General features: G+C 58.0%; 16 protein-coding genes and 1 pseudogene. 6 read left to right on the plus strand and 11 right to left on the minus strand.

What is annotated here, in order from left to right; genetic code table 11:
- Window positions 1–48 precede the first annotated feature (48 nt).
- Together O77CONTIG1_RS12570 and O77CONTIG1_RS12580 are read left to right on the plus strand one after the other, a co-directional pair.
- Complete coding sequence (locus O77CONTIG1_RS12570; RefSeq protein ID WP_068511049.1) at window positions 49–324, plus strand: hypothetical protein; 276 nt, start codon at window positions 49–51, stop codon at window positions 322–324.
- Window positions 325–586: 262 nt separating this feature from the next.
- Window positions 587–2,299, plus strand: a complete 1,713-nt coding sequence (locus O77CONTIG1_RS12580; protein WP_068511053.1) for a tetratricopeptide repeat protein — start codon at window positions 587–589, stop codon at window positions 2,297–2,299.
- Between the two features lie 133 nt (window positions 2,300–2,432).
- Here the strand turns inward: O77CONTIG1_RS12580 and O77CONTIG1_RS12585 are convergent, their stop codons facing one another.
- The 4 genes from O77CONTIG1_RS12585 to O77CONTIG1_RS12600 form a co-directional block, all read right to left on the minus strand.
- Complete coding sequence (locus tag O77CONTIG1_RS12585; RefSeq protein WP_172799682.1) at window positions 2,433–3,029, minus strand: serine O-acetyltransferase; 597 nt, start codon at window positions 3,027–3,029, stop codon at window positions 2,433–2,435.
- 116 nt (window positions 3,030–3,145) lie between these two features.
- Window positions 3,146–3,916: a hypothetical protein gene (locus O77CONTIG1_RS12590; RefSeq protein ID WP_068511056.1), complete on the minus strand. Its 771-nt coding sequence runs from the start codon at window positions 3,914–3,916 to the stop codon at window positions 3,146–3,148.
- A 4-nt stretch (window positions 3,917–3,920) separates the two neighbouring features.
- A complete protein-coding gene (locus O77CONTIG1_RS12595; protein WP_068511058.1) occupies window positions 3,921–5,480 on the minus strand; it encodes an AMP-binding protein in 1,560 nt (519 codons plus the stop codon).
- Window positions 5,481–5,702: 222 nt separating this feature from the next.
- Window positions 5,703–6,836 (minus strand): cob(I)yrinic acid a,c-diamide adenosyltransferase, encoded by a 1,134-nt coding sequence (locus O77CONTIG1_RS12600; RefSeq protein ID WP_068511060.1) that lies wholly within the window; start codon window positions 6,834–6,836, stop codon window positions 5,703–5,705.
- Between the two features lie 203 nt (window positions 6,837–7,039).
- Here O77CONTIG1_RS12600 and fraC point away from each other — a divergent pair, with 203 nt between their 5' ends.
- Complete coding sequence (gene fraC, locus O77CONTIG1_RS12605; protein WP_068511062.1) at window positions 7,040–7,627, plus strand: filament integrity protein FraC; 588 nt, start codon at window positions 7,040–7,042, stop codon at window positions 7,625–7,627.
- A gap of 41 nt (window positions 7,628–7,668) precedes the next feature.
- A pseudogene (locus tag O77CONTIG1_RS26160) lies at window positions 7,669–7,820 on the plus strand (IS1 family transposase); the annotation flags it as partial.
- A 47-nt stretch (window positions 7,821–7,867) separates the two neighbouring features.
- On the opposite strand, the gene smpB reads toward O77CONTIG1_RS26160, so the two are convergent.
- The 3 genes from smpB to O77CONTIG1_RS12620 form a co-directional block, all read right to left on the minus strand.
- Window positions 7,868–8,332 carry an SsrA-binding protein SmpB gene (gene smpB / locus O77CONTIG1_RS12610; protein WP_068511064.1) on the minus strand — a complete coding sequence of 155 codons (465 nt, stop codon included), beginning with the start codon at window positions 8,330–8,332 and terminating at the stop codon, window positions 7,868–7,870.
- Between the two features lie 33 nt (window positions 8,333–8,365).
- Window positions 8,366–8,632 (minus strand): YciI family protein, encoded by a 267-nt coding sequence (locus O77CONTIG1_RS12615; protein WP_068511065.1) that lies wholly within the window; start codon window positions 8,630–8,632, stop codon window positions 8,366–8,368.
- A 194-nt stretch (window positions 8,633–8,826) separates the two neighbouring features.
- Complete coding sequence (locus O77CONTIG1_RS12620) at window positions 8,827–12,282, minus strand: hypothetical protein (RefSeq protein ID WP_068511067.1); 3,456 nt, start codon at window positions 12,280–12,282, stop codon at window positions 8,827–8,829.
- A 265-nt stretch (window positions 12,283–12,547) separates the two neighbouring features.
- Between O77CONTIG1_RS12620 and O77CONTIG1_RS12625 the strand changes: the two genes are divergently transcribed.
- Both O77CONTIG1_RS12625 and O77CONTIG1_RS12630 read left to right on the plus strand, forming a co-directional pair.
- Window positions 12,548–14,137, plus strand: coding sequence for a glycoside hydrolase family 57 protein (locus tag O77CONTIG1_RS12625; protein ID WP_068511070.1), 1,590 nt, complete (start codon window positions 12,548–12,550; stop codon window positions 14,135–14,137).
- 13 nt (window positions 14,138–14,150) lie between these two features.
- Window positions 14,151–14,762: a Uma2 family endonuclease gene (locus O77CONTIG1_RS12630; protein ID WP_068511071.1), complete on the plus strand. Its 612-nt coding sequence runs from the start codon at window positions 14,151–14,153 to the stop codon at window positions 14,760–14,762.
- A 63-nt stretch (window positions 14,763–14,825) separates the two neighbouring features.
- Here O77CONTIG1_RS12630 and O77CONTIG1_RS24535 read toward each other — a convergent pair whose 3' ends face one another.
- The 4 genes from O77CONTIG1_RS24535 to O77CONTIG1_RS12640 all read right to left on the minus strand — a co-directional run bounded on the left by O77CONTIG1_RS24535 (window position 14,826) and on the right by O77CONTIG1_RS12640 (window position 17,258).
- The gene (locus O77CONTIG1_RS24535) at window positions 14,826–15,092 is read right to left on the minus strand and encodes a hypothetical protein (RefSeq protein WP_156435226.1); all 267 of its coding nucleotides are present in this window, start codon (window positions 15,090–15,092) and stop codon (window positions 14,826–14,828) included.
- On the minus strand, window positions 15,067–15,204 hold the full coding sequence (locus O77CONTIG1_RS24540; RefSeq protein WP_156435228.1) for a hypothetical protein: 138 nt from the start codon (window positions 15,202–15,204) through the stop codon (window positions 15,067–15,069). The genes O77CONTIG1_RS24535 and O77CONTIG1_RS24540 overlap by 26 nt, the downstream gene beginning before the upstream one ends.
- Before the next feature lie 314 nt (window positions 15,205–15,518).
- Complete coding sequence (locus tag O77CONTIG1_RS12635) at window positions 15,519–15,860, minus strand: hypothetical protein (protein WP_068511074.1); 342 nt, start codon at window positions 15,858–15,860, stop codon at window positions 15,519–15,521.
- A 150-nt stretch (window positions 15,861–16,010) separates the two neighbouring features.
- The gene (locus tag O77CONTIG1_RS12640) at window positions 16,011–17,258 is read right to left on the minus strand and encodes a hypothetical protein (RefSeq protein ID WP_156435230.1); all 1,248 of its coding nucleotides are present in this window, start codon (window positions 17,256–17,258) and stop codon (window positions 16,011–16,013) included.
- Between the last annotated feature and the right edge of the window lie 23 nt (window positions 17,259–17,281).

A 17,281-nucleotide genomic window follows, 5' to 3' on the forward strand; every position in this document is an offset into this window, starting at 1 on the left:
AACCATCCTTCTTTCCCGTCTGAAAACCCAATCTGGAGGCAGGTAATCATGAAGCTTTACATGCTAAATATTCAGTCTTGTCATCATCTGCTGAATGCTGCCAGAAACGCTAAGCGGAAACCAAAAGCGTATAGCTGGCTGAATGCTTTTTGGAGGGCGATCGCCCAACGCTTGACCAACAGAAATGAGCCTCGGATTCACACCATTGAAACGCCTATAGGGCAGACGATTTGGCAGATCTATGACCCAATCACGGGCCACAAAACCTGGTTCAGTACTGAAGCAGAGGTGCGAATTTGGTTGGATCAGCGCTTCCAAAATTAGCCCTTGTCCAAAATTAGCCCTTGAACGAGACGGTGTTCGCACGAAGCGCGATCGCACTGCCCTGCGCCACAGCTTGGAAAAATGTTAGGACTGGGCAAAGGATTGCAAAGAGCAAAAGATTGCAAAGAATTGACTACCATCAATTCTAGCCACTTTAAGAACAACCAAATCTCTACACGGGTTGCGTAGCTGTCTACATCAGACTGCATCATTTTAGGTCAAATCATCTCTTCAAGTCTTTAGAACTTCGGAGGCAAAATCGATGAACCGAATCAAACTCTTTCGCGCAATGCTGTTTGTCGCAACGCTCATTCTTTCACTGGGATTTCCTATCCACGGAACGGATGCGGGAACGGCGATCGCCCATCCAGAACACGCCACCCAGGAACAGCTCGCAGTCGCCACTCCGTCCCTCACGGCTCCCCTGTTTGACAACCTGGGCGATCACCATCACCCCATTTCCACCCGCAATCCCCTCGCGCAACGCTATTTCGACCAGGGACTCATTCTGTCCTACGGGTTCAACCATGCCGAGGCGCTGCGATCCTTTCAGCAGGCTGCCGAACTCGACCCCACCTGCGCCCTCTGCTACTGGGGCATGGCCTACGTGCTGGGGCCCAATATCAACGCCGCGATGGAAGATAGCGACGTGCCGACGGCGTGGGCCGCGATTCAAAGAGCCGTGCAACTGGGCAGCAATGCGAGCGATCGCGAACGCGCCTATATCCACGCCCTCGCCACTCGCTATGCGCCGCAACCCGTAGAGGACCGTACCGAACTCAATCTCGCCTATGCCAACGCCATGCGCGATGTGGCGCAGCGCTATCCCGATGACCCAGACGCGGGCACGCTGTTTGCCGAAGCGCTGATGGACACAACTCCCTGGGACTATTGGGACGAGTCGGGCAATCCCACCGACGCAGGCGCAGAAATTATCGCCACGCTGGAATCGGTGCTGAAGCGGTTCCCCAACCACGTCGGCGCATTGCACCTCTACATTCACGCAGTGGAGGCGCAGCGGCCAGAACTGGCGGCCGACGTGGCGGATCGCCTGCGGGATTTGAATATCCAAACCAGCCACCTGCTCCACATGCCTGCTCACATTTACCTGCGGGTGGGGCGCTATCACGATGCGGTGGTGGCCAATCAGCGGGCTGCTGCTGCCGACCGGGAATATGCCCAGGCGCATCACCCCGACGGCATTTTCCGAATTGCCTACATGCCCCACAATCACCATTTCCTCTGGTATGCGGCGATGATGGCTGGGCAGCGGCGGGTGGCGCTGGAGGCTGCCCGCAACACGGCGGATTTGGTCGAGCGATCGCTCTGGAAAGAACCGGGCTACGGCACGCTGCAACACTACGCTGTGATTCCGCTCTATACCTACGTCAAGTTTGGCCTGTGGGATGATATCTTGGCGGAACCCAAGCCGGAGGCAGATCTGGTCTATCCGACGGGCGTGTGGCACTTTGCACGGGGCATGGCGCTGGCGGCTAAGGGCGAGGGGCAAGCAGCCGCGCAAGAACTGAAGGCCCTAAAGGCGATCGCCGCTGATCCAGCCCTAGAAGGGGTGACCATTTGGGACATCAACTCGACAGCAGATTTGCTGAAGATCGGCGTGGAGGTGCTGTCGGGCGAACTGGCCGCCAAGCGGGGCGATGTTTACGGGGCGATCGCCCATCTAGAAGCAGGCGTGGCGCTGCAAGACCAGCTTAACTATGACGAACCCGCGCCCTGGTATTCGCCCGTGCGCCAAAACCTGGGAGCGATGCTGCTGCAAGCCGGCCGCCCTGCGGAGGCAGAGCAGGTGTTCCGCGATGACCTGGCAATTTATCCCCACAACGGCTGGTCGCTCTACGGCCTGGCGCAAAGCCTGGAGGCTCAGGGCAAAACAGACGAAGCCCGACAGACCCGCGCCCAGTTTCGCTCGGCATGGCAACACGCTGATGTGATGCTGACCGCTGCCCGGTTCTAGCTGGATTTGCGATTTTGGATGCTGGGTCAAGCCTCTGCAAGGCTCCTAGCCCTAGCACTTGCAGCGCCCCTTCAGAAAATTGACATCTGGAAACTGACATCTGGAGGAAGTGCAAGGGCGGCTTTGGGAATCGCTAACGGGTCGCCCCAATCAGGTTAGCGGACTTGATTTCTCTGGCGGGAATGCCCACCACCGTTGCACCAGGGCGCACGTCTTTCGTGACTACGGCATTGGCTCCGATGCGAGCGCGATCGCCAATTGTCACCGGCCGGATAATCTTTGCGCCCGCGCCAATATCCACCCCGTTGCCCACCTTCACCCCTGCCACCAATGTCACCTGCTGCAAAATCAGGCAGTTTGCGCCCACCTCCGCATCGGGATGGATAATCACGCCGTTGGGGTGCGTCAGCAGCAGCCCGCCGCCCAGCTTGCAGGTGAGGTGAATTTCCGAAGCAGACACCACGCTCCAAAAGCGGTAGTGCAGCACGGCGACCTTGCTGCCCAATAGCCCCAACAGCCCGCCGCGCCGCTTCCATTTTTGATAGCGACGAATCGACCGCAAAAGCTGACGACCAGGGTCCCACCAGCGTTTTAGCTGCTCTCGACTCCAGTCGGGCTGGGCAATGGTCGATTCGATATTCCTAATTTTGTCCTTGAATTCGTCCATGAATGGAACGGTTCCCCGTGACGCACTGGTAGTGGCTGTCGAGCGATCGCCCATCGGAGGCATATCTCCGCAGCATCAGTTGACGCTCTGTTATCGCGTAGAAACACTGAGACGCAAAGATACTACCACAGTTCAATCGGGGGAATCGTTTTCACTGAGACATTGCCGTCGAGTAAGCCTCAGCGACAGCGCAAGGACTCAAAGACCTGCTGCGCGGTTTCTCTTGCATCCTGCCCAATCGCCATCAAGATGATCGAGTGGTTTTGCCCGTCTAGCTCAATGGTGGCTTCATAGCGAATAGCAGGAACAGGGCGAGGCGAGTCTATCAGCAGCGCCCGGCCCGATTCGATATTGATTACAGTGGGCACCTCGCAGAGAAATCCGGGCTGGTTGCGGCTGGTGGTGGGCTGAAATTCGCCCTGGATTTCGTAGGAAATAGAGACACCAGGCAGCGACAGCAAGCTAAAGTCTGACTCACCGTTTGCGTGGTTCATGCGAGAGCGGGCGCTGAGGGGGGCACGGGCGATCAGCAGTTCAACCCGCGTGCGATCGCCCGGACGGGTTGGCGATGCCTCTGCTAATCCCATTGGAACGCTGGAAGATCGGTTAGAAGACCCATCCGGTGGCACAGAAGGGTTCACGCTCGATGACATAGTAGGCTGAACGCTGGATAGCCCGTTAGACGATTCAGTGGGCGGCGCATTAGTCACCACGCCCATCTTGACGCTACCGATGTTAATGCCAAACAGCCCATGTACCTGTCCGGGAATGCGATAGTCCATCATGCTGCGGGCGATCGCCTCGGCCCGCGCCGGGTCAGTCGCATTGCGAATCGCCTTATCGCCCAGCCCCACGATGCCCCCCACGATTACCAGCAGTCCGCCCAGGGCGATCGCCCCACCTTCGCGCAGGCTCATCCGGTAGTCTGTTGGGGGAGTGGGTTCGTTCATCGGGTCACAGGCGGTCGAGCAGTCGTTGCAGAGCGGGATAATCCACCTTGGCGTTGTGACGCTTGTCTACCGGAATCTGGCAGGGGTGGAACTGGTGAATTTGGGCCCAAGCCAGTGCGGTTTGCAAGTCCTGTAGCGCGGGCGATCGCGCTGCTTTGGGAAAATGCTCTGCCCATTCTATCAGCAGCACCCGCCGACCCTGATGCGCCACCAGCGCCGATCGACGAATGCCCGGTTGTGCCTGGGCTGCCGCCTCTACTGCAAAGGGATAAATCGTGCCCCAGGTGTCCGTCAGCTTGGCGCTGCATCGCCCCAACAGCCATAGCCGACCCTGCTCGTCCAGATAGCCCGCATCGCCCGTGCGGTGCCAGGGAACGCCGTCTACTCGAAACTTGGTTTCTGCGTCGCCCTGGCCGTGCAAATATCCAGGCAGCACATGGTCGCCACTGACGACAATTTCGCCAACTGCGCCCGCTGGCAGGGTTTGCGCGTGCAGTTCGGCAGTGGTCATGGTCGGTATAGGCTGACCCCAGCGATCGCCCAAAATTCGCAGCGCAATCTCTGGCACCGGATATCCTGCCAATAGCCCCTTTCCCTGGGTCATGCGGGCCAGGTCGTCGGGCTGAATTTCGTGATACGCAACGTGGGCAATGGGTTCCGCTTCGGTGGAGCCATAGACGGCCGTAACTTCCGCCAAGGGGGCGATCGCCGCCAGCCGTTGCAGCAGCCCCGGAAACACTGGCGCACCGCCCGTAAAAATACGGCGGAATTCGGGCAGCGTCTGCCCCGTCGCCTCGCATTCCGTCACCAGTCGCCCCAGCAGCGCCGGAGACGCAGCCGTACTTGTTGGTCGGTAGCGTCGGATATCTCGCAGCAGCCGTCTGGCGTTGACCTTGCCGGGATAGCGCAAGTCTACATTGGGCAGCAGGCTGGTGACACCCGACGCGAGGTTTGCCAGCACGAAAATGGGCAGCGTTGATAGATCAATCTCGCCCAGAGTCAGGTGCAGGCTGTGGACCAGGGCACGGTGCTGGGCTAGGAGAAAGCCGTGGGTGCGGAGGGCGGCTTTGGGCTGGCCCGTGCTGCCGCTGGTGAAGGTGAGCAGGGCGGGGGTGGCGAGGGGAAGCGCAGGCGGGGTATCGGGGTCGAGTGGGGCTGTGGCAGAAAGGAGGCGGTGAGTTGAGAACTTGAGAGGAATGCGGCGGAGGGCAGCAGATTTTAGCTGGAGCAGGTGGGCTTTGGGGGTAGCGATCAGGGCACGGGGCGGGTGCAGAGCGCAGCAGCGCTCCAGATGGTTGAGGCCGGCAGCAGGGTCGATGAACTGGGCGATCGCCCCCAGCCGAAACAGCGCCAGCAACACCGCATACAGCCGCGCCGACACAGGCACCAGAACCAGCGCCGCCTCGCCCGCCTGCAACCCCGCCTGCTGCAACCGCTCCGCAAGCTGCACCGACTGTCGCTCCAGCGCCACAAAGGACACCGTTTCTCCCGCCTTCCCATCGATAATCGCAGGCGCATCAGGGCGTTCAGTAGCTTGTTGATGGAGCAAGGGGGCGATCGCCATTTGGAAAGTGTTGGAGCGTCAGAGCCTAGAGCTAGGTATCAGATCCTTTGAAATAAAGCTACACCTTGAGCAGTCCCTTTCATCAAGGGAACCTCCTGAACGCCAACAAAAAAGCTCAGATTCAAGCCCATGCACGAGCGATCGCCCGGAGGTGTCGGTAATGTTGATGGCGATCGCCCGGTTTCTCAGCCTGCGTTCGGCAAAACAGCAGCCCCTAATTCCCTAAAAATCAACCCCGCGCTTCAGGTCGATGCCCTTTTCGGCGTAGTGCTTGTGGCAAAAGACCTCGGAGTGGATGCTGGCTAAGTCGAAATAGGCCGGAGGATTTTTGCAGCGGCCGGTAATGATCACTTCCGTATCGCGGGGCTTTCGCAGGAGCGCCTGGATAATCGGCTGCTGGGGCAATAGCTCTAGATCTACTGTAGGGTTTAGCTCGTCGAGAATGATGGTTTTGTAAAGCCCAGAGGCGATCGCCGCCCGCGCAATTTCCCAGCCGCGTTCGGCTTCCACGTAGTCTAACTCCTGCTGCTGTCCGCGCCAGACGATGGCATCGCGGCCGCAGCGCTGGTGATCGACCAAGTTAGGATAGCTCTGATGCAGCGCAGCGATCGCCGCATCTTCGGTATAGCCCGCGCCGCCTTTAAGCCACTGCATGATTAGCACGCGGTGCGACTTGTCTTGGCTGATGCCGCGTCCGATCGCTTGGAGCGCCTTGCCCAGGGCGCTGGTGGACTTGCCCTTGCCCGCCCCTGTGTAAATTTCGATACCCTCGATGCCGTGAGTGGCGGCGTTGGGATGAAAGTGGGGCTTCATTTCTGAGTGCAGGTCGGCAATGTCCAGGAGGGGTTGGGGTGCGCCGCGCCCGGTGGCGATGATTTCCAGATCTTCGGGCTTGTTTTTCAGCGTGCGAACCACGTCATCAATCGACAGCAGCCCCAGATCCAGCACGGGGTTAAGCTCGTCCAGCACAACGACGGAATACAGCCCAGAGGCGATCGCCCCTTTGGCCACATCCCAGCCGCGCTGCGCCTCTTGCTTGTCGAATCGGGTGATGTTGTCGGGGCCAAAGAACTCTGCCCGCCCTGTCCGCACCTGATCAATCAGATGGGGAAAGCCACGCTGGAGCGCTTCGATGGCGGCATCTTCGTCGTAGGTGCGCCCCGGCCCTTTGAGGAACCGCAGCAGCAGCACCCGGGTTTGCGCCGATGTGCGAATGCCCAGCCCAATCGAGCGCAACACCACGCCCAGCGCGGCCTGCGACTTGCCTTTGCCCGCGCCGTCGTAAACATGAATTTGCCCCAGGATGCGCTCGCTGCGCTGCTGCGCCGTCCGAATGCCAACACCCGCTCTTGTCATGGCTCTAAGATAGTTTTGAACGCGAAATCACCGAACGCAGAAGCTCTGGAAGTCATCATCCTACCAAACGTGACACGCATCCCTTGAGATTGCAGGCTTTTTCCTCAGAATTTTCCTTAGAGGGTTCTGGGAGTGAGCATCATCTGGGTAGGCACGCTACCAGTAGTGCATCAGGAAAACTTCTTACTCTATATAAGCAGGTAATGTTCGCATCTGTCTTGCCCTTGCGGGCGATCGCCTTTCAAATTTTGTTTTTGCTGATGGCGATCGCCATTGAATCCCATGTCTTTGCTGTGCAGCTCACCCTGCCGCCCAAGCAGACCAATGGCATTTCGCCGCAGCAGTCGGTGCAAATTGCCGCCACGCTGAACCTTTTGACGGCGATCGCGGGATGGGTTGTGTTTTTCAGCGTCCAACCCCTGCTGTCGCCGCTGCTCAAGCAGCAGTTGCTGGGCTTTATTTTTTTTGACCAGTGGTCTGCCGATGCGGCGTTTCCTGCTATCCTGGCAGGTTTTCTGACGTTCTTTGCCAGCTTTGCGGTCAAGCTGCTAGGGCTGTCGGCGCTGGAATGGCTCCTGCTCTCCCCTGCCGAATGGGCTGCCCGCCAAGCAGCCTCCAGTCCCCGCTACCGTTCGGGGCAGGGGTTGCTACGAGACAAAGACCGCGACAAAAAGCCCCCCACCAACCTGTCCAATACCCTCCTAGCGGCAAACGCCTTTAGCTACACAGCAATTTTGGCAGTGCTGTTTGCTCGCAGAATTGTAGATGAGGTCATTCTACGAGTTGGCTGATCCGAGCCAGCTATCGGTAGATCTCAACGGCGGCAAACAACCTTTTGCGCTGGGAGACCCGTTTGGCAAACCAAGCCAGCCAATGGTCTGCCCCCACCCCCGATCAGTCCGACCTCACGGTAGAAGGCGATGAAGTCTGCACTCGTGTTGGCAAGAACGCCCTCCCCCCAGTGAGTCTGAAGGATGGACGATTCAAAAGACCAGTGCCTGACATCCAATCAGCAAGATAAATTGGACTAACTACCGCTTCATTGCTCGCTGCATCTCGCGCTTGGCCTGCTTTTGCTTCAGGTCTTCGCGCTTATCGTGCAGTTTTTTGCCACGCGCCAGCGCCAGGGAAATTTTGACCCAGCCGCGTTTGAGATACATCTTTAGTGGCACTAGGGTCAGACCTTGCTGTTCGACTTTGCCGATCAGCTTGCGAATTTCTTGGCGATGCATCAGCAGCTTGCGGGTGCGGCGAGGGTCGTGGTTGAAATATTGGCTGGCGGTGTCATGGGGTGAAATGTGGACATTGTGCAGCCACACTTCGCCGTTGCGGATTAGCGCAAAGCCGTCGCGCAGGTTGGCTTTTCCTGCCCGTACGGATTTGACCTCTGTACCGACTAGCTCAATGCCGGCCTCGAAGGTTTCCAAAATCTCGTATTCAAACCGAGCTTGTCGGTTTTCTGCTACCACTTTGTAGCCGTCGCCGTTGTCTACCATGCGCTCTCGCTCAAAATTACCCAATACCCGCCCTTACTCGACTACGATTTTCCACTCGTGTAGCTCGTAGCTGACACAGCCATTTTGCACTAGTGGGTCTTGCGCCACGATCGCCCTGGCTTCTTCCATCGAGTCTGCCTGAAACAGCAGCATTCCCCCGCCCCGCTCAGCCCAGTACCCGGTTTTAGCCTGATGCCCTTTGGTGATCAGGTCGCGAACAAACTGCTTGTGGGCTGGCACAAATTGATCAAACGTTGCCTTGTCCACAAGCCCTTTTTCGATCTTGACGAACCAGGGCATGGTGAAGCTGCGAAGAAACAGAGGAAATTAGGATAGCGCGAGACAAAGCGAAGCGCGATCGCCCCATAGGTTAACCATTTCAGCCCAGCATCGGCTCAGGGGTGTCGCCGCTCCACACCAGATGTCGAGCAAATTGAATCGCCCGAACCTCCAGGATATCGCGATCGCCCACCGTCTGGGGTTATGCGCTGGACTTAAGAAAATGGAGAGAAGGGCGATCGCCCAGGGTTCACATCCTGTGACTGGGGCGACACCTCTACTTCGGGTGCGGGGGGCGGCTCTGGCTGCGTCAATTCTGTCCAGAGCGATCGCCCAACCAGCGCCAAGATCCACGCCAGCAGCGCCAGCAGCACTCCATACAGCAAATTGGTGGCGCGTCCGCCAGACGCTTCAGCCCGTTCCCCGGCTTCTGACTCATCGACTGTGGTCGAGCCTGGCACTTGGGGAGCGCTCGCGGGGTAGACAAAGGTATCCTCTGGCGGAGGCGGCGCAGGCGGAATGCCATAGCTCCAGCCTTCCTCAGCAGAACTGAGCGGCGAAACGGGCGGATTTGCGGAGGCAGCGACCTCACTAGCCAGCCAATCCAATTCCTCGCGGTTGAGGTCTGGTGACTGGGGCACAGTGCCAAACGAAGTTCCCGGATCGGTGCTGGGGTCTAGCAAGATGGTCGCTTCATCATCGTCCTCCAGACCAAACGTGGTTTCGGGCAGCGGGTCTGGCTCGTTCTGCCAATCGGCTGCGGGCGCACCCAAGTCAAACTCGTCTAGCCCATCTAGCCCAAAGTCATCGCCGCCAGCAGCTTCTGCTTCAGAGGGCTGGAACTCTTCACTCCCCAAGCTTTCCAGCCCCAGCCCCAGATTATCCATCTCGAAGCCACCGGACTCATCCAGGTCATCAACCAGCAGTTCCGACGGCAGCGTTTCTTCGCCAGGAGGCATCAGTTCTGTGGGAGCGGTTTCATCTTCGAGGGTGAACTCGTTGGCTGGGGCACTGTCGTAGATGTTGTCAAAGGCAATCTCATCAAACTCAACGCCAGAAAGGGGTACGTCGAGAAAGTCAGGCGCGTCTAGCTCATCATCCCGAATTTCAGACGAGGGAATCTCGGTGGGCAGCTGCGAGAGGGGAATGTCTGAGGTTTCCTCAAAGGTTTCCTCAAACAAATCGGTATCCAGCAGGTTGTCCGAGCCATCGGCAGGGTCGAGAGCATCCACACTGTCCACACTGTCCAAGTTATCTAGGCTATCCAGGTTGTCCAAATTCTCCAGATCAAAGCCAACATCACCCGCGGCAGCAGGCGGAGAGGATTCTGGAGCAATGCTATCTGCTGCCGACTCAAAGTACAGGTCTTGGGCCTCTAGATCGAGATCCTGCGCCAGTTCTAGAGACTCTGGGGCGATCGCCCTGGCCCCCTCACCCTCCAACAGCCCCACCCCAGCAGCATCCAGCAGAGAGCCATTCAGTGTGACATCAATCACAAATTCGGGCGGTAGCTCACTCAGCCAGGGCGCAGAGTCTCCCGCAGGCGCAAAAATCGGCGCAGCAGGAGACTCTGTAAAATCCGCCAGGAAGGGCGCAGGAGCAGACTCGCGCCCAGAGGTTTCGTCAAATCCGCTGGGTTCCGCCATCGGCAGATCAGTTTCCCAGTCGCCGCTGGTCAATTCGTCGGTAGCAAACTCGCTGCTGACAAACTCATTGTCCAACTCTAGTGCGTCTGATTCAGATTCTGCCGCTGTCTCGAACGTTGTTTCCGCAGGCTCCGCTGGGTCAGCCGTAAAGTCTGACAAGTCTTCCCCGGTCAAATTGCCAAACTCTAGATCAGCATCCCAATCATCCCCGCCTTCGGTCGTCACGGGTGGCAGTTGGATGTCGTCCAGATCCAGCTCAAGGGACATTTCTTCGGCCACGTAGGGCGGTGGAGTTGGGGCTGGCTCGTCAAAGCCCGTAGAACTGCCCCCTTCGTCAAACGAGGATTCTGGTAGCAGATCGTCAAACTGAGCTTCGGTTTCAAATCCAGCGGCGATCGCCCCCAAATCCTCCTCTTGCCAACCGTTCGCGGCTGGCTCGCCCATCGCCTCCAGTCCTGCAAAATCCCTTTCCAAATCACCAGAATCACCAGACACAGAGGATTCGCTAAATAGCTCTGAACCGCTCGCGTCAAAGTCAAAATCGGCATCGCTCAGCGAAGCATCGTCAAAGTTCGGGCTGCCAAACTCGGTATTGCCGAATTCTGTACTGCCAAACTCGGTATTGCCGAATTCTGTGCTGCCAAACTCGGTATTGCCAAACTCGGTATTGCCCAGTTCCATATCACCAAACCCTGCATCCTCGGGGGTTGATGGGGCTGAGTCCCCAAAGTCCAGGTCTTCCAGACCCGACAATGGCTCACTGGCGCTTGACGGGGTGCTGAGTTCGTCAAAGTCCGTCAGCGGGAAATCGACTTGTTCGGGAGTCAGGTCGAAACTGCTGTCCAACGTCGAACTGGATGGCTCCACATCGGGCAAGCCAAGGTCAAACTCGTCCGCGTTATCCAATGGCTCCATCGAAAAATCGGATGAGAAATCGGACGACAAATCGGCAGATAGGTCAAACTCGTCTGGCTCCAACCCCATACCAGGATTCGATTCTCCAGTCACCGCGTCGATTCCCGAAAACTTGTCGTCCATTCGGGCCAGGTCACCTTCCAGCGAGCCGAGATCGCTGAGCATCTCATCTGGCGCGTCGAGCGACCAATCTTGTGTCGATTCCAGCGCATCCAAATCCGAAAGCAGTGCGTCGCTTGATGGTTCATGCATTCCCGCATCCAGAGGGGCGCTGGTGTCACTGGTATCAAAGGTGCTGCCAGAGAAACCGCTATCCACAAAGGCGCTGTCAAAAGAACCCGTGTTCTGGTCAAATTCTGAAAAATCACTGTCCAGGTTTAAATCGGACAAGCTGCTTTCTATAGCATCCAGTCCGCCCAATCCCAGGTCATCTGGCTGGAAATCTGCCATCGGGTCTGGTTCCAGATCGGCTCCCAAATCCAGATCCGCCAGTAGGTCATCGGGCAGATCTGCTGAGCTGGTGTCATCGGTGGCGATCGCCTCCAGCGAAAAATCCCCCGAAAAATCGTCGTCCAGAGCAGGCAAATCGCCCGATACAAACTCATCCTCAAAATCCAGCGCAGGTGCTTCTGACGACGGTCTCTCTGGCTCAAAGGTGAGATCAGGTGGCGGCGCGGTCAGTTCTGAGAGAATATCGCCGACAGGGTTGGGGGCGGGCGCAATGTCGTCCAGCCCGTCGAGAGAGGTGCCTACATCGTAGGGCGGGGTGGATTCTGGGTCGCCCAGTCCCAAATCGTCCAGATCTGCCAGATCTGGTAGATCAATCTGTAAGTCCTGCGTCCAGGCAGGTTCGGCCATGCCAAACTGCTGCCCAGCAATCTTGACCAACTGGATGGAAGACACGCCCAGGTTGCTGATGCCGTTCTGCACAAACGCAGTAAGCACCTGGCGATTGGGCACCTGCTCTGCTTGCAGCGTGACATACAGGCAGGTTCCCTGGCGATCGACCGATGCAGTCATGCCGCGCGGCTGAAGGGAGCGATTCATGAGCGTGGCGATCGCCTGTGGGTCACCTTGCTTCGCGAGTTCAAGCAGGTTCGTTTGTGCCATATCTCATCCAGGTTGATCCGTCGCGTGATAACTTTTGCTCTACGATACTTGGAGATAGCCCAGCCGGATCGATTTTTTATTGAACCCACTCTAGCCCACAGTCTAAAGTTGCTGCCTGCGATACCGTTTGGTGTCCTGGCTACCAGTGATTCTGTTAAGAAGTTCAAGGAATACTTAATTAATCGTTATACATGCGCCGCTCTAAAACTGCCATTATCCGGCTCTTTGCCTGACTTGCCCACTCGCCCATCCAACTGCCAATCCCATGAGCATCGGATACCTTGCCTTCGTCCTCCACGCCCATTTGCCCTTTGTGCGCCACCCAGAGAGCGACTATGTACTCGAAGAAGAGTGGCTCTTTGAGGCGATTACGGAAACGTATATCCCCCTGCTTCAGGTGTTTGAGGGGCTGAAGCGCGATGGCGTTGATTTCAAGCTGACGATGAGCATGACACCGCCGCTGGTGTCGATGTTGCGCGATCCGCTGCTGCAAGAGCGATACGACATCCACCTCGCCAAGCTTGAAGAACTGGCGGAGATGGAAATCGAACGCAATGCCCACACCGGCCACATGAAATACCTGGCCGAACACTACGCCGCCGAGTTTAACAGCGTGCGCCAGGTGTGGGAGCGCTGCAATCATGACTTGGTGGGCGCGTTCCGGGGTTTTCTAGAGTCCAACAACCTCGACATCATTACCTGCGGGGCAACCCACGGCTATCTGCCGCTGATGAAGATGTATCCGCAGGCGGTGTGGGCGCAAATTCAGGTCGCCTGCGAAAGCTATGAGGAGCATTTTGGGCGATCGCCCAACGGTATCTGGCTACCGGAATGCGCCTACTACGAAGGCGTAGAGCGGATGGTCGCCGATGCAGGCGTGCGCTACTTCATCACCGACGGCCACGGCATTCTCTACGCCCGCCCGCGCCCCCGCTTTGGAACCTACGCGCCAATTTTTACCGAAACAGGCGTCGCCGCCTTTGGGCGCGATCACGAATCGTCGCAGCAGGTCTGGTCATCGGAAGTGGGCTATCCCGGTGCGCCAGAATACCGCGAGTTTTACCGCGATTTGGGCTGGGATGCCGAATATGAATACATCAAGCCCTACATCATGCCCAACGGTCAGCGCAAAAATGTGGGCATCAAATATCACAAAATTACCGGGCGCGGGCTGGGGCTGAGCGACAAAGATCTCTACGATCCCTACTGGGCCAGAGAAAAAGCGGCAGAACACGCAGGCAACTTCGTCTATAACCGCGAACGCCAGGTCGAACACCTGCACGGCATTATGCAGCGCCCGCCGATCATCGTGTCGCCTTACGATGCCGAGCTATTCGGCCACTGGTGGTACGAAGGCCCCTGGTTCCTGGACTATCTCTTCCGCAAGTCCTGGTTCGACCAAAACACCTTCGAGATGACTCACCTTTCCGACTATCTCAAGGCGCACCCGACCCAGCAGGTCTGCCGCCCGTCCCAGTCAAGCTGGGGCTTTAAGGGCTTTCATGAATATTGGCTGAACGACACCAACGCCTGGATCTATCCCCATCTGCATAAAGCCGCTGAGCGGATGATCGACCTGGCCAAGCGCGAACCCGCCGATGACCTGGAATGGCGGGCGCTGAACCAGGCGGCGCGGGAACTGCTGCTGGCGCAATCGTCTGACTGGGCGTTCATCATGCGGACGGGAACGATGGTGCCCTATGCGGTGCGCCGGACGCGATCGCACCTGATGCGGTTTAACAAGCTGCGCGAAGACATCCTAGCGGGCAAAATCGACAGCGGCTGGCTGGAAAAAGTCGAGGCGATCGACAATATCTTCCCCAAGCTGAACTATCGCGTCTACCGCCCGCTCTAGTCCACCCCTTACCATGCAAACGCTTCCGCCGACGCAGGATCAGCGAATCGTTCAATCTGGGCGCACCTGGGAGCAGTTCAAGCTGATCCAGGAAGGCTTCAGCAACGCGCCAGGTGTTCGGCTGTTTTACTTTGATGGAACGATTGAGGTGCTTATGCCTGGGCGAGAGCATGAGCTGTTTAGCGCAGTCATTGCCCTGCTCTTAGGACTCTTTTTTCTAGAGCGTGAGATTGAGTTTGAACCCACCGGCTCAATGGATCAGGAAAAATTGGGGGAAGCGTTTGTACAAGCCGATCAGTCCTATTGCTTCGGCGAGTCCCAGTCTGGCGAGTCCAAGGCCATTCCCGATTTGTCGATCGAAGTCGTCGTCAGCAGCGGCGGCATAAACAAACTGGCGCGATATCGGGCGCTAGGTGTGCCGGAGGTCTGGTTTTGGGAAGACGGAGCCTTCAGGCTGTTTCATCTGCGAGAAACGGGCTATGAACCAGTCAGCCGAAGCGAGTTGCCTCAATTAGAAACCCTGGATATCGCCTTGTTGACTCAGTGTGTTCTGATGGGTAAGACTTCCCGCTTGGATGCTGCCAGAGCGTTTCAGCAGGGCATCCGCCGCGCTTCGTTCCAATGAGCTTAGTATGAGCTTTGTTTCACAAATCTGCCCTAACTCAAGCAGCCAGATCAAGCTGCCAGATCAAGCGGCTAGTTGCAGCGTGCGGGAGGGCTGGCTATCGGCGTGCAGCACGGCCATGGGAGACAACAGCATATTCACGATTGCATCGCTCGACGCTAGCGTGCCCTCTTGGGTAATGTGGCAGGTCTTCCACCAATCGGCCTTGTGGCAGTGCAGCGCCGTAATAGCATCGCTAGTACCACAAGTGATGCAGAATGGTCTTTCACCAATCGGCCTTGTGGCAGTGCAGCGCCGCCAGCATTTAGGAATAGCGGCCGCCGCGCTCATCTACCACGCGGCACGACATCCGCAGATAGGACACGACTCTCAGTTGCAGGGGCACATCGGTTTGCTGAAGCTTTTGGCGGATGGTTTGCAACTTTGCGTCTAGGCGAGTCATGGCAGTGTCCTCTTGTTGATTTTGATTCAGTTGAATTAGGCTGGGAGACTAGTTGAAACTGGAAGCTTAGTTGAAAGCGGTATGCGTGTCTTGGAGTGATGATTCTTTTATAGGATTTTCCTTGGGAGACATCGATATGGAAAAGTTAGGGACTTTGAGGAGTTGACCGGGGGCGATCGCCCTGCTGGAATCGGAAACGTTAAGGTCGCTGAATTAAACAAACCGCCAAGACGAAGCACGACTTGTGCAACCTCTCAGCGGCTTGAATGGGTTTGGTTCAGGGATAGTGGGTGATGGAATTCTGATGGAATTCTCTAGGCAGACGGACGCATGTCGCGAGCCAGTTCCCGGTAGTCGGCAGGGTCGCCCCCAGCTGCGGGCAAACTGTCATCTTCTGAAGAAATGTTCACGTCTTCCGGCTGAGCCACCTCATGCTGAGGGGCAACCTGCTTCGCTGCTTCGTCAGGGCTGAGCGTACCCTGGCTCATGGCTTGCGCCGCTGCATAGTCTTTGTCCAGATCTAGGTTCTCTTCGGGCGACTTTTCTTCACCCTCGGCGATCGCCGCCCTGGTTTCCCGCGCATCAAAGCTTTCGGTCTTGTCTGACACCGTGTTGGCGGGAACAATCGGTGTGGAATCCGTAGAGTCGGTGGTCATGATTAAACGCCTCATTTTGCAATGCTAGTACGCTATCAAGCTGCACTCAACATCTCGAGTTCCCGGAGGCAGATTCCTGGCCTGTTTCTATAGGCAGAAAAATGGGCAGAAAAATAAGCCCTTGGCTCTCCTCATTCCTCCAGAATCCAATTAAGCCGCTTGCTCTGGCTGGAGGCTGCGCTTGAGGATAATCATGCGATCGCCCACCACAGGACTGCGGGCCAGCAGCGTACCGTCTGGCGAAACCAGTTCCAGCTTGGTAAAATCCAGCCTCGTTGCCCGTTTCAGCAACTCTGCCGCGAGTTTATCCTGACTGGCGGGCGACAGGGCATACCAGCCATCGCCCAGGCTCACCCTCAGGCGGCCGCTGCGAAAGCTCGCCTGAATGGTCTGGATCAGGTTTTCGCTGTAGGCATCGGTGACGCTGGTGATCTGCTCCTGGATCGCTGCCACTAGGGGCTGATCGGGCAAGGCGGGACGGGCGGGCGCAGGGGGTGTGGGCAAGGGCGATGGCTGCGGCGGGGGCGGGGGCTGCGGCTTGGCAGTCGGACGAGACGGGCGCGGGCTGTCGTCTGGGCTGGGGGCAGGCGCGGGCGCGGGCGGCAGGTCATCGGGCACCACTTCAGGAATTGTGGTGACCCGGGGTAGGGGCTGCTCGACGCGGCGACCGTCTACTGGCGCTTCGCTGATCAGGGGCGGTTCGGTAATGCGGGTTGGCTCCTGGGACGGCAGCAGGTTGGGCACGACGAAGACCAGAAGAGCGGCAATTCCGGCGATCGCCCCACTCAGCGCCCGATCCGTTAACGTCTCCCGAATCGACGCTGGCAGGATGGCTCGAATCTTCGGCAACGCATTGGCTGTCCACCAAGCCCAGCCCTTCTCCCAGTAGGGCTTTGCCACAGCCCAGGCCTGCCGAGCGGCGGGCTGCACAGTCGCCCACACCTGCTGAATCGCTGTCCGCAGGCGACGACCCAGCGACGGCGCAACCGGAACAGGCGGCGCACCAGGCTCTGTGCGGACGAGGGCACTGCTGTCGGCGGCGGCGGTCAGTTCTCCCGGTGAGCGATCGCCCAGGGAGGTCTGGGCCCGTCTGGGCGGTGCTTCTAGGGCAGCAATCCAACCCTCTAACAGCCGCACATTTGCCCGCAGCAGCCCAATCAGCAGCCGCTTGCCCAACCCCACATATTCTGCCCGCAAATCTTGCAGCGAGGGCGGCCCATAGCCGGGTTCAACGTTCGTGGGGGGTTTCTCTGGCGGTTCCGGCGGGTTATTGGGTGAGTTAGACGATGGGGGCGGCTCCTGAGTCATGGCGCTGGGCGTAACCTTTGCAATGGGTTCACGGCGTTGGGCGTAGCGGTGGGTTGTGGGCAGTTTCGCAGTCCACTGGGCAGGTGACACAGCCGCAAGGAAACGCGATAGAG

This window comes from Leptolyngbya sp. O-77 (assembly GCF_001548395.1).
In the GTDB taxonomy this organism is placed as follows: Bacteria; Cyanobacteriota; Cyanobacteriia; order Elainellales; family Elainellaceae; genus Thermoleptolyngbya.

What these genes read in the sequence shown, in the direction of transcription:
- O77CONTIG1_RS12620 (WP_068511067.1), bottom strand. Translation starts at nt 12,282, where the DNA reads ATGGCACAAACGAACCTGCTTGAACTCGCGAAGCAAGGTGACCCACAG.
- O77CONTIG1_RS12570 (WP_068511049.1), top strand. Translation starts at nt 49, where the DNA reads ATGAAGCTTTACATGCTAAATATTCAGTCTTGTCATCATCTGCTGAAT.
- O77CONTIG1_RS12635 (WP_068511074.1), bottom strand. Translation starts at nt 15,860, where the DNA reads ATGACCACCGACTCTACGGATTCCACACCGATTGTTCCCGCCAACACG.
- O77CONTIG1_RS12600 (WP_068511060.1), bottom strand. Translation starts at nt 6,836, where the DNA reads ATGACAAGAGCGGGTGTTGGCATTCGGACGGCGCAGCAGCGCAGCGAG.
- O77CONTIG1_RS12625 (WP_068511070.1), top strand. Translation starts at nt 12,548, where the DNA reads ATGAGCATCGGATACCTTGCCTTCGTCCTCCACGCCCATTTGCCCTTT.
- O77CONTIG1_RS12630 (WP_068511071.1), top strand. Translation starts at nt 14,151, where the DNA reads ATGCAAACGCTTCCGCCGACGCAGGATCAGCGAATCGTTCAATCTGGG.
- fraC (WP_068511062.1), top strand. Translation starts at nt 7,040, where the DNA reads ATGTTCGCATCTGTCTTGCCCTTGCGGGCGATCGCCTTTCAAATTTTG.
- O77CONTIG1_RS12580 (WP_068511053.1), top strand. Translation starts at nt 587, where the DNA reads ATGAACCGAATCAAACTCTTTCGCGCAATGCTGTTTGTCGCAACGCTC.
- O77CONTIG1_RS12585 (WP_172799682.1), bottom strand. Translation starts at nt 3,029, where the DNA reads ATGCCTCCGATGGGCGATCGCTCGACAGCCACTACCAGTGCGTCACGG.
- O77CONTIG1_RS24535 (WP_156435226.1), bottom strand. Translation starts at nt 15,092, where the DNA reads ATGAGCGCGGCGGCCGCTATTCCTAAATGCTGGCGGCGCTGCACTGCC.
- O77CONTIG1_RS12590 (WP_068511056.1), bottom strand. Translation starts at nt 3,916, where the DNA reads ATGAACGAACCCACTCCCCCAACAGACTACCGGATGAGCCTGCGCGAA.
- O77CONTIG1_RS24540 (WP_156435228.1), bottom strand. Translation starts at nt 15,204, where the DNA reads ATGACTCGCCTAGACGCAAAGTTGCAAACCATCCGCCAAAAGCTTCAG.
- O77CONTIG1_RS12615 (WP_068511065.1), bottom strand. Translation starts at nt 8,632, where the DNA reads ATGCCCTGGTTCGTCAAGATCGAAAAAGGGCTTGTGGACAAGGCAACG.
- O77CONTIG1_RS12595 (WP_068511058.1), bottom strand. Translation starts at nt 5,480, where the DNA reads ATGGCGATCGCCCCCTTGCTCCATCAACAAGCTACTGAACGCCCTGAT.
- smpB (WP_068511064.1), bottom strand. Translation starts at nt 8,332, where the DNA reads ATGGTAGACAACGGCGACGGCTACAAAGTGGTAGCAGAAAACCGACAA.